The organism is Alteromonas sp. AO-Serp, from assembly GCF_017849675.1.
GTDB classification, from domain to species: domain Bacteria; phylum Pseudomonadota; class Gammaproteobacteria; order Enterobacterales; family Alteromonadaceae; genus Alteromonas; species Alteromonas macleodii.
Genome location: NZ_JAFLMX010000303.1, coordinates 1 through 10,250 on the forward strand (window position 1 = coordinate 1; position 10,250 = coordinate 10,250).

General features: G+C 45.8%; 12 protein-coding genes. 2 read left to right on the forward strand and 10 right to left on the reverse strand.

The genetic code is table 11. The features are described 5' to 3' along the window. Positions 1-47: 47 nt before the first annotated feature. Together QVA83_RS19515 and galE are read left to right on the forward strand one after the other, a co-directional pair. The gene (locus QVA83_RS19515) at positions 48-350 is read left to right on the forward strand and encodes a DUF6170 family protein (RefSeq protein WP_014975838.1); all 303 of its coding nucleotides are present in this window, start codon (positions 48-50) and stop codon (positions 348-350) included. Next, a complete protein-coding gene (gene galE / locus QVA83_RS19520) occupies positions 347-1,369 on the forward strand; it encodes a UDP-glucose 4-epimerase GalE (RefSeq protein ID WP_069948995.1) in 1,023 nt (340 codons plus the stop codon). Before QVA83_RS19515 ends, galE begins: the two co-directional genes overlap by 4 nt. Before the next feature lie 185 nt (positions 1,370-1,554). On the opposite strand, the gene QVA83_RS19525 is transcribed toward galE, so the two are convergent. The 10 genes from QVA83_RS19525 to ccmA all read right to left on the reverse strand — a co-directional run bounded on the left by QVA83_RS19525 (position 1,555) and on the right by ccmA (position 9,945). Beyond that, the gene (locus tag QVA83_RS19525; RefSeq protein WP_069943853.1) at positions 1,555-2,499 is read right to left on the reverse strand and encodes an MlaA family lipoprotein; all 945 of its coding nucleotides are present in this window, start codon (positions 2,497-2,499) and stop codon (positions 1,555-1,557) included. Between the two features lie 2 nt (positions 2,500-2,501). Then, complete coding sequence (gene ccmI, locus QVA83_RS19530) at positions 2,502-3,833, reverse strand: c-type cytochrome biogenesis protein CcmI (RefSeq protein WP_069943852.1); 1,332 nt, start codon at positions 3,831-3,833, stop codon at positions 2,502-2,504. Further along, positions 3,830-4,321, reverse strand: a complete 492-nt coding sequence (locus QVA83_RS19535) for a cytochrome c-type biogenesis protein (RefSeq protein WP_069943851.1) — start codon at positions 4,319-4,321, stop codon at positions 3,830-3,832. Before QVA83_RS19535 ends, ccmI begins: the two co-directional genes overlap by 4 nt. Positions 4,322-4,323: 2 nt before the next feature. Beyond that, the gene (locus QVA83_RS19540) at positions 4,324-5,025 is read right to left on the reverse strand and encodes a redoxin family protein (RefSeq protein ID WP_069943850.1); all 702 of its coding nucleotides are present in this window, start codon (positions 5,023-5,025) and stop codon (positions 4,324-4,326) included. Beyond that, positions 5,025-7,082 (reverse strand): heme lyase CcmF/NrfE family subunit, encoded by a 2,058-nt coding sequence (locus QVA83_RS19545; protein WP_014948516.1) that lies wholly within the window; start codon positions 7,080-7,082, stop codon positions 5,025-5,027. Before QVA83_RS19545 ends, QVA83_RS19540 begins: the two co-directional genes overlap by 1 nt. Positions 7,083-7,085: 3 nt before the next feature. Further along, positions 7,086-7,580 carry a cytochrome c maturation protein CcmE gene (ccmE, locus tag QVA83_RS19550; RefSeq protein WP_039223316.1) on the reverse strand — a complete coding sequence of 165 codons (495 nt, stop codon included), beginning with the start codon at positions 7,578-7,580 and terminating at the stop codon, positions 7,086-7,088. Between the two features lie 74 nt (positions 7,581-7,654). Then, entirely contained in the window at positions 7,655-7,864 is a 210-nt protein-coding gene (gene ccmD, locus QVA83_RS19555) for a heme exporter protein CcmD (RefSeq protein ID WP_014975830.1), read from the reverse strand. Position 7,865: 1 nt separating this feature from the next. Continuing rightward, the gene (locus QVA83_RS19560; protein ID WP_287498834.1) at positions 7,866-8,657 is read right to left on the reverse strand and encodes a heme ABC transporter permease; all 792 of its coding nucleotides are present in this window, start codon (positions 8,655-8,657) and stop codon (positions 7,866-7,868) included. Further along, positions 8,657-9,322 (reverse strand): heme exporter protein CcmB, encoded by a 666-nt coding sequence (gene ccmB, locus QVA83_RS19565; protein ID WP_012517453.1) that lies wholly within the window; start codon positions 9,320-9,322, stop codon positions 8,657-8,659. Before ccmB ends, QVA83_RS19560 begins: the two co-directional genes overlap by 1 nt. Next, on the reverse strand, positions 9,322-9,945 hold the full coding sequence (gene ccmA / locus QVA83_RS19570) for a cytochrome c biogenesis heme-transporting ATPase CcmA (protein WP_043959982.1): 624 nt from the start codon (positions 9,943-9,945) through the stop codon (positions 9,322-9,324). The genes ccmB and ccmA overlap by 1 nt, the downstream gene beginning before the upstream one ends. Between the last annotated feature and the right edge of the window lie 305 nt (positions 9,946-10,250).

Sequence of the window (10,250 nt, forward strand, 5' to 3'; positions counted from 1 at the left end):
AACGTAACGTTCCGGCGGTTTTTTATTAAAGGCTTTAGCACAAACCTATGAAGTTTTATTTTTCTACCAGAGACATTCCTGCCTTAAAAGGTCTTCCACTGACAGAGCGCGTTAAGTTGCTTGATCAGGCCGCAAAGCGGCTATCTGTCCCTGAGAAGACTTTACTTAATGTGCTAAAGTTACTCGTCATTGTCCCCGTATTCGCATTTATTCTTCAAACCGCGTCAAATTGGACCTCGTTACTGTGGGCTTTTGTGGTATTTTTAATTTATCCATTGGTTGTAAAACCTATTCAATATTCCATCTGCGCTAAATACATTGCGCAACCGTCTAGCAAGGAGAATGCATGAAGACCATCTTAGTCACTGGTGGTGCAGGCTATATAGGTAGTCACACAGTTTTACAGTTACTTGAACAAAACTACGGTGTTGTAGTGCTGGATAACCTTGCAAACGCAAGTGCTGAATCACTTCGTCGCGTAGAAGCGTTAACAGGCAAGTCGGTTACTTTTGTTCAAGGTGACATTCGCGATACCGCCGTGTTAGATGACATATTCAGCGAGCATAACATTTATGCCGTTATTCACTTTGCCGGTTTAAAAGCCGTCGGCGAGTCTGTGCAAAAGCCACTTTCATACTATGAAAACAACGTGTACGGCACGCTAACGCTATGTAAAGCTATGCAGAAGCACAATGTAAAAAATATTGTGTTTAGCTCATCTGCAACGGTTTACGGCGATCCAGCATCGCTACCGCTACGTGAAGATATGGCCACAGGCCACCCGACAAACCCTTATGGTATGTCGAAGCTTATGGTTGAACATATGCTTAGCGATCTTTACGTATCGGACAACGAGTGGAACATTGTATTGCTTCGCTACTTCAATCCCGTTGGCGCACACGAATCTGGCCAGATCGGTGAAGATCCGAACGGTATTCCGAACAACTTAATGCCCTATATCTCTCAGGTTGCTACCGGTAAGCTAGAGCAGCTAAGCGTGTTCGGTGACGACTACGATACCGTTGATGGCACAGGCGTTCGCGACTATATCCATGTTGTTGACCTTGCCAATGGTCACTTGAAAGCACTTGATCGTTTAAACCTTAACATGGGCTTAGACAAATACAATCTGGGTACAGGTCAGGGCTATTCAGTCATCGAAATGATCAAAGCTTTCGAAAAAGGCTCGGGTAGAACCGTATCCTATAAGATTGCACCGCGTAGAAGCGGCGATGTGGCAGCCTGTTATGCCGACCCAACAAAAGCTGCTACAGAGCTTAACTGGCATGCAGAAAAAGGCTTGGAAGACATGTGTGCCGACACATGGAACTGGCAGTCACAAAACCCGATGGGCTATCCAAAGGATTAGCTTGTCGTTTGAACGCTGCCAATAGGCTTGTTCACATACCTAGAACTAAAAAGCCATGCTGTTGAGCATGGCTTTTTTTGTGCGGGCATTTATAGCTAGAGTGACGTTGAAGTTGAGGTTAGATAACAATAACTAAACCCTGCCCCCGAACTTTATCCAACATCGTTTTATTTATTACTCTTGCTCTATTTGCCGTCTTTCGACTTGGCGTCTTTTTCTTTTAGCTTAGCTTTCTCACTGTCATCAACTGATGTATCTTCTGAATCTGTCGACTCATCAACACCTTCTTCCGACGTTTCTTCATAGCTATCAAAATCATTGCCTTCCAACATTGCTTCAAAATCAGCAAAGTCATCTAGCTGCTCATCATCAATGGCTTTATCGCCGCTTTTACCGTCGGTAACGCGAAACTCCAAGTTTTCAAAGTAAGCATTTTTCACAAAAGCATAGTCATCAACAGACTGCTCAAGCTGCGCTTCTTGGTCAAGTAATTGGGCTCTTGTTTCAAGCACCGAAATACCAATACGCGCTAAGTTTACAGACCCTTCGAGTAACGACATCGGAAACGCAAAGCCGTCAACATAATCACCGGTAAAGCTTCGCGGATCGCTTGGGCCTAAAAAGGGCAACATTAAGAAAGGCCCAGTATCCAATCCCCACACAGCCAGAGTTTCACCAAACTGCTCGCGTTTACGCTCAATGCCAATTTTAGACGCAACATCAAACGTGCCAACTAACCCTACTGTGGTGTTAATTAAAAAACGAGCCAAGCTATCTAAGCCATCATCAACCTTGCCTTGAAACATATTATTCAAAAAGTTCGCAGGCTCTTGTAGGTTGTCCGTGATGTTCACCAAACCAGTTCGCGCAGGCTGAGGCATCACAGTCACGTAGGTAACGGTTATTGGGCGTAAGATGTAGGCATCCAACACATCCCAGTTAAAGTCCCAGATTTCACGGTTAACCGGCTCGAACGGGTCACGGGGGTCTGAAGTATCCACTACAGCCTGGTTCGACCCAGCGTCTTGAGAATACGCTTGAGCCTGATCTTGAGTATGGTTACTCGCACAGCCACCTAAAAGACTTGCCGCAATAATCAACCCGGTTGCGAGTGATTTAGACAGTTCCATACTTATAATTCCTTATCAATAATAACGCTTAATGAAGATATTTCGTTGGCAGTAACGCTTGCACTCACACTACCTTGCCATTCGCCTTTTGAAACTGCCACATTACCATCTTTGGATAGTCTTGCGGTAACCATCACATCAGAAAGCGTGGCCAACGTGAATTGTGGCATCATTGCGTTCTCTGTGGTTAGAGTAACGGAAACGGGGAAGTCATCTATCGGCAGTTTAACCACAGCAGCAGGCATTTTGTTGTCAGAGTTCGCATCTTGAGCGAACACTATCAAGAAACCATCTTTAGGCGCTTCTGTGCTAGCGTCGTCAGATAAATTCACCGTAATATTAAAGCCGGTTTGTGCTTCGCTGCTATCACTTTGAGCTTCGCTACTAGTATTTTTCGCTTCGCTACTGGCATTTTGCGCTGTTGGTGTATCAGTAATTTCAGCACCTGTATTTTGTAGCGCTGCCATTTCACTGGTATTCCCTTGTAGCTCTTTTATACGCGCCACTAAACGTTGCGCCATATCGCTATCAGCTGGCAACTTACCTTCAACTTGCTTATAAAAACGCTGGGTATTTTCAAGGTCGCCAAGTTGAGCAGAGACCACCGCCATCATCAGCGCAAGATTATCATTTGCTGGATTGTCGTTTAGCAAGCCCAATAAGATAGATTGTGCACGTTCTAAGTTGTTTACATCCCCTGTGGTCATCAAGGCCTGAGCAAGCGTAATGCGATTAGCAGAGTTAGACGGCGCCAAACTTACCGCTTTATCAATAGCTTCAATGGCCTGCACTTCTTGACCAATACTCAGCATCAATCTGCCAAAATACATCCATCCCGTGTCATCTTCGGGCTCTTCTCTCAAACGCTGGCGAATAGCGAGAGCAAGGCTAGCAATGTCTTGTTGGGTCAGGTTGTTCGCATTACCGCTGGCAAGCTGTTGACTCAATTCGGGCAACGCTTCAATGGCTTGGCTCGCCTGGGTAACACGACCCATTTGGTTTACCTGCGCATATACAATCACTCCGCAGGCTATCGCAAGCACGGCGCCAATCGCGAGCGGAAGTTTTGCATTACCCGTTTTATGAGATTGAAATGCGCTTTCATCTACCAGCGCTAGTTTTAGTTCGTCAACGGCTTGTCGTTTGTCATGCTCACTAATGAGCCCTTCTTGCACTTCACGATCAAGTTCAGCAAGGCGCTGCTTAACAATTTGCGTATTGCTTAAACTGTCTTGTTTTGCGTGATTTTTATTACGCAGCCATGGGAAAGCGACAATTAGTAGAACAAGCGTAATTAAGCCTGAAACAATAATATAAAACTCAGACCAACTCATTCTTTCTCTCGCTCCAACATTTCATCTGCTTTAGCTAACTTAGCAGCCATATCTTCTGGTGGTGTTACCGATTTGCGGCGAACCACCACAATTAAGGCAATGAAAATAAACAAGACTGGACCGGCCCAAAGCCACAAGGTCGCAGCCGTAACCGGCGGTTGATAATGCACAAAATCGCCATAGCGCGACTTCATAAAATCAATCACCTCCTGCTCTGTTTTGCCTTGTTTTAACAACGCGTAAACTTTTCGGCGCATGTCATGGGCAATCATGGCGTCGCTATCAGCAATATTCTGGTTTTGACACATAGGGCAACGTAATTCGGCGGTAAGCTTTAAAAAGCTCTCACGCTGAGCAGGCGTATCGAAAGAGAACTTATCTTCTGCCGCAATTACCGAATAAGCGCTGAGCACAAACAGCAGTGCTAAAACGTTTAGGGCAATAGCTTTAAAGGACGCGAGACTGTGGGAGGAAGTGTCCGATAACATAATTAATCCCCTCCCTGTGTAATTGCGGTACTTTGATTATTCTTTTCATTAAGCGTGTTCGACAATGTAGGCTCTGAGGCCATCACTGCATCTACATCTACCTTTTTGTCATTACCTGTTTTGCCAGACGCTTCTGCCACCAACTTGTTATATAGCGGGCCAACTTTGGAGTTCCACACCCGCTCGTTAATATCGCCTATGTGGTGCATACGAATAATGCCTTCAGCGTCGATAACAAAGTGTTCTGGCGCTCCTGTGACTCCAAGGTCGAGCGACGTATCGCGATAGACATCAAAAATATTATACGCGTAAGGGTTACCGTAACGGCTGAGCATGTCGGTAACTTCTTGCTGAACACGGCTCAGTGTTTTTGTGCCAAAGTCTGGGTCTAAGTCCTGATCAAAATACAAACCCACAAAGTGAACGTTTTGTTCGTTCTTTAGCTGAGTTAGGTACGGCATCTCAACAGCGCAGGTCACGCACCATACACCCCATACATTTAATATGGTGACCTTGCCCTTTAAATCTTCAGGTGTATAGGTCACCTCTGGCTTCATCAGGTCTGGCAGTGAGAATGCAGGTAACGTCTTATCCTGAACCTGAGAATCTAACTCTCTGGGGTCAGAAAAAAGCCCTTTAAACAGAAAAATGACCAGCAAAGAAAACAACACTAACGGAATAGCAACGAGTGGTGCTTTTTTCATTATGCGCCCCCTTTCACTGACGCATTTGATGGAGTGGATACTTGACCATGAGATTGCTCAGCGTCGCTTTCACCTTTCCCACCAAATACACGTTTTATCTTTTTTACTTTAGCCATACGGTAACGTTTGTCGCTAATAGAGAAGATACCGCCTATAGCCATAACCACTGCGCCCGCCCATAGCCAGATCACAAATGGCTTAATATAAATACGGATGGCCCATGCGCCATTGTCTAAAGGCTCGCCCATAGCGATAAATAAATCTCTTATAGGATTTGAGTGAATAGCGGCTTCAGTCATCGGCATACGCTGTACGATATACAAACGCTTTTCTGGCTCTAGATGCGCGATCAATTCACCGTCTTGATAAACGTCGAATACGCCTTTGTCCGCCTCAAAGTTCGGACCTTGAACTTTGACGACATCTCTAAAGCTAAAGTCATAACCGCCAAGAGAAACGGTATCGCCGATGTCCATGCGAACATCCCGCTCCATTTCGTAGTTTGAAACAAGGGTAATACCGATAATGCAGATAGCAAAACCCACATGGCCCAGCACCATTCCCCAGTGACTTGGCGTAAGCTTGCGAAGTTTAACTAGCACCGATGCATTATCACTGTTACCTGATGGCATAGCCGATAAGCGCTGCATCACCTCTTGCACCGTAGTAACGAGGATCCAAAACACTAATATCATGCCTAAAACGCCCATATAGGTTGGTTCATCATAGGCAAAGTTAACTAGTACACCGGCACATAGCGCAATACCGCCAGCGATTAATAGCTGTTTTTGTAATTCACTGGCTTTTTGCTGTTTCCAGCGCGTAAGCGGGCCAAGACCGAGCATTAGTACGAATGGCACAATCAATAACGTGAACATTTGATTGAAGAACGGAGCGCCTACCGAAATACTGCCTAGACCTAACTCTTTATGTACAAGAGGCAGTAGTGTACCCAACAATACAACCAGTGTTGCTGCGCACAAAAATACATTGTTACCCATTAACAACACTTCACGGGAAAACGCTTGATAGCGGCCTGGGCTTTTAAGTGAAGCAGCACGCATAGCGTAAAGCAGCAAGCCAAAGCCACTAAGTACAATCAATATTCCCAGTATAAATAAGCCTCGGGTAGGATCGCTTGCAAACGAGTGTACCGAAACAATCACTCCAGAACGTACTAAGAAGGTACCAAGTAAACTCAAACTAAATGCGGCAATAGCCAGCAGTACGGTCCACGACTTAAACGCTTTTCGCTTTTCGGTTACGGCTAGCGAGTGCATTAGCGCAGTACCGACCAACCAAGGCATGAAAGAGGCGTTTTCTACTGGATCCCAGAACCACCAGCCACCCCAGCCAAGTTCGTAATACGCCCACCAGCTACCCAGCGCAATGCCCACGGTAAGAAACGCCCAGGCAGAAATGACCCAAGGCCTTGACCAGCGTGCCCAGGTTGAGTCTAGCTGGCCTGAAATTAATGCTGAAATTGCAAAAGCAAACGCGACAGAAAAGCCAACATAACCCATGTACAGCATAGGCGGGTGAATGATCATGCCAAAATCTTGCAGCAGCGGATTAAGATCTCGCCCATCGACCGGGAAAAATGGCAGCATGCTGTTAAACGGGTTTGAGGTAAGCAGCATGAATAAGTAAAAACCGATGCCCACCATTCCCAATACCGACAGCACCCGTGCGACCATAGCAAGAGGAATACCCTTGCTGAATATCGCCACTGCTACTGTCCATATGGAAAGCATCAGCACCCACAGCAGAAATGAGCCTTCGTGGCCGCCCCACACAGCGGTAATTTTATAATAGATAGGAAGTCGACTATTTGAGTGCTGGGCAACATAGGCCACACTAAAGTCGTCGGTTACAAAGGCATAGGTTAAGCATACATAGGCAATAAGCGTGAAGGTAAATAAGCCTATCGCCAGCGGTTTGGCGGTTGCCATTAACGCTTCGTGCTGACGGTGAGCGCCCCATAGCGGATAAACGGCCAATAATATAGAGAGCACTAGCGCAAGCGTCAGCGCAATATTTCCAATCTCTGGCACCATTATTTATTTGCCTCCACTGCCGGTAGTCGACTCGTAGGAAGGCATATTTTCAGGTTTAACGTGCTTAATGCCTTTCATCTTCTCAGCAAGCTCAGGCGGCATGTACTCTTCATCGTGCTTAGCCAGCACTTCCTGCGCTTTAATGTTGCTCGCGCCAGTGAGTACTCCTGTTGCCACAATGCCCTGACCTTCGCGGAACAAATCAGGCAGGATACCGGTATAAGTCACGGTAACCGTTGGGCCGGTATCGATAAGGTCAAAGCTCACCGCTAAGCTTTCTTGATCCCTTTTCACACTGCCAGGTACCACCATACCGCCTATACGAAGACGCTGGCCAACCTGCGGTTTCTGGCCGTTTTTACCTTCAATGATTTCGCTTGGCGTATAGAAAAGGTCAATACTGTCGTTTAGGGCGTAAAGCATCAATCCAATTGCACTTACTATTAAAAAACCGATAATTCCCACTACGGCTAGTCGCTGCTTTCGTCTCGGGTTCATGCAACTCTCACTTCGAAAAAACTAATAAACAATAAAAACGCAAATGAATGCTAAGTTCACTTTTCACATTAACACTAGGTGTTGTCTTGCTGTTGCTGTCGTGCTTTTTTAATACGCGCTTTGCGTTCTTTTTCCACCACTACCTGCTTTAACAGGTCGCGATGTTTACTAAAACTCTGAATAGCGATAATGCCCATTGCTAAGAACGTAACGCCAAACGACAGCCATACATAAAATGCATAGCCTCCCATATTTAAAAAATCGGCAAAGGATTCAAACTGCATCTTAACTGCCCTCTTTTAAACTAGCAGTAGCCGCATCACCAGGTTGTTGATTTAATGCTTTATTCATTGCTAGCGCTTGTACCCAAGGCCTGTTCATCTCTCTAAGCACAATCTCATTACGTAAACGCACTGTAGTTACCGCGCCAATAAAAAACGTGAAACCCAGCAAGTTAATTAACAGTGGCCACAGCATTTCAGGAGCAATCGAAGGATTATCGAATTTACTGATAGTCGCGCCTTGATGTAACGTGTTCCACCATTCTACCGAGTAGTGAATAATAGGAATATTTACTACGCCCACCAGCGCCATCACGCCTGCGGCTTTACCTGCCTGCTGTTTGTCTTCAAAAGCACCGTAAAGCGCAATCACGCCTACGTACAAGAAAAGCAGAATAAGCTCTGAAGTTAGGCGTGCATCCCACACCCACCAAGCGCCCCACATTGGCTTGCCCCAAGCGGCGCCCGTGAATAGAGCGATAAACGTCATTACTGCGCCGATAGGCGCCATAGCAATCATGCTCATATAGGCAGTGCGCCACTGCCACACCATACCCACCAAGGCTGCAATTGCCATGGCGACATAAGTACCCATAGACAAGATTGCACTAGGTACATGGATATAGATAATTCTAAACGAATCACCTTGCTGATAATCTTGAGGCGCAAATGCCAGCCCCCATACAGTGCCAATGCTCAGACACACTAAAGCACCAACCCAAAACCAAGGCTGTAAAGTTAGGCAGAGCTGATACGCGCGCTCTGTCTTCGCGTAGGGGTGTAACCACTTCCACATTAGTTTTGACTCACTTTTAAAGAATACGCGATGGCAAACGGTGCCAATGCCGCAGCCAATAAAAGCATGGCGGCAATAATAGCAAGTTGCGCATGATAAGGTAATTGCAGTGCGGCAGAATCCACAGCCGACGTGGCAAATATCAGTAACGGAATAAAGACAGGGATAAGTAGCAATGCCAACAGCACCCCACCTTTTTGCAATCCAACGGTAAGTCCTACCGCAATGGCGCCAATTAAAGAAAGTAATGGCGTTCCCAGCAACAATGTTAAAACGAGGGCGATATACATATCGACCGTTAGATTCAAAAACATCGCTAGCAGTGGAGAAAGCAATAATAAAGGCACAAAACTGACCAGCCAATGGGCAGCTACCTTCACCGCGCTCACCGCCGGCAATGCCAGACCAGAGAGCATATACTGTTCTAGCGAACCGTCTTGGAAGTCATCGCGAAACAGTCTTTCCATTGCCATAAGTGATGACAAAATTGCCGCAATCCAAATTACCCCCGGTCCAATGCGCTGAAGGGTATCAGGAGAAGGGCTTACACCTAAAGGGAATAAGGTTACCACCATGAGTAAAAACATCAGTGGTTGCACCAATTCCGCTTTTTGATTGAACGCAATGTGCATGTCGCGTTTAAAAATACCTTGGTAAAGTGACATTAAAAGCGGTACTCCAGGTCAAATACGCGGTGTTCCCCAGCATTTTCTGACAGTGTTTGATGCGAAGTGGTAATAATAAGACCACCGCGTCTAACGTGCTCTTTCATACTTGTTTCAAGTAAGTGAACCCCTTTTACATCAAGCGCTGTAAACGGTTCGTCTAATATCCACACCTTTGCTGGCTTAAGCCATAGTCTTGATAGCGCCACACGACGCTGTTGACCTGCCGACAAATACCTAACAGGCACATCTTCAAGCCCAACTAACCCTACTTTTGCCAAGACGTCATACAGCGTATTTTCTTGTACCGATATACTGTGTTGGGCTAACCAAAATGATAAGTTATCCAAGGCTGAAAGGCTGCCGTTAGTACCGCTCTTATGTCCTAAATAGAAAAGATCGCGATAATAGCCGGTCTTGTCTTCGGAAATGTTTACACCGTTATATAAAACGGCGCCCGACTCAGGTGCACTCAACCCAGTTAATATGCGAAGTAAGCTGGTTTTTCCTGCACCGTTAGGGCCGCGCAAGTACAGCAACTCACCAGTATTAACAACCAGTGAAAGCCCCTCAAAAAGGGTTCTATCTCGTTTGCTGCACGTTAATCCGCACGCCTCTAACACTACTTGGCTACTCCAACCTAAAAAAGAGGTTTTAAAAAATGGCGCTAGTCTACCACATGAACGCTTTTTCGCAGTCGCGAATTCCAATTAAATATGATTTACTTCAAAGACAAAGGCATTTTTCCAAAGAGCCCGTAGAACAAGGGTGGGTTGTCTTTCAGCGCAAAGATAAATTGTTCATCTGCCTTAAGAACGAATGGTTTCGCTGTACGTTATCGATGAGCACTTATTAATGATGAAACAGCCTCAAAGCACTTTGCTATAGTCAAATTTGCTATACTCAAATAAGTAAGGAAAAGCGCGAC

What these genes read in the sequence shown, in the direction of transcription:
- galE (WP_069948995.1), top strand. Translation starts at nt 347, where the DNA reads ATGAAGACCATCTTAGTCACTGGTGGTGCAGGCTATATAGGTAGTCAC.
- QVA83_RS19525 (WP_069943853.1), bottom strand. Translation starts at nt 2,499, where the DNA reads ATGGAACTGTCTAAATCACTCGCAACCGGGTTGATTATTGCGGCAAGT.
- ccmE (WP_039223316.1), bottom strand. Translation starts at nt 7,580, where the DNA reads ATGAACCCGAGACGAAAGCAGCGACTAGCCGTAGTGGGAATTATCGGT.
- QVA83_RS19535 (WP_069943851.1), bottom strand. Translation starts at nt 4,321, where the DNA reads ATGTTATCGGACACTTCCTCCCACAGTCTCGCGTCCTTTAAAGCTATT.
- ccmB (WP_012517453.1), bottom strand. Translation starts at nt 9,322, where the DNA reads ATGTCACTTTACCAAGGTATTTTTAAACGCGACATGCACATTGCGTTC.
- ccmI (WP_069943852.1), bottom strand. Translation starts at nt 3,833, where the DNA reads ATGAGTTGGTCTGAGTTTTATATTATTGTTTCAGGCTTAATTACGCTT.
- QVA83_RS19545 (WP_014948516.1), bottom strand. Translation starts at nt 7,082, where the DNA reads ATGGTGCCAGAGATTGGAAATATTGCGCTGACGCTTGCGCTAGTGCTC.
- QVA83_RS19540 (WP_069943850.1), bottom strand. Translation starts at nt 5,025, where the DNA reads ATGAAAAAAGCACCACTCGTTGCTATTCCGTTAGTGTTGTTTTCTTTG.
- QVA83_RS19560 (WP_287498834.1), bottom strand. Translation starts at nt 8,657, where the DNA reads ATGTGGAAGTGGTTACACCCCTACGCGAAGACAGAGCGCGCGTATCAG.
- QVA83_RS19515 (WP_014975838.1), top strand. Translation starts at nt 48, where the DNA reads ATGAAGTTTTATTTTTCTACCAGAGACATTCCTGCCTTAAAAGGTCTT.
- ccmD (WP_014975830.1), bottom strand. Translation starts at nt 7,864, where the DNA reads ATGCAGTTTGAATCCTTTGCCGATTTTTTAAATATGGGAGGCTATGCA.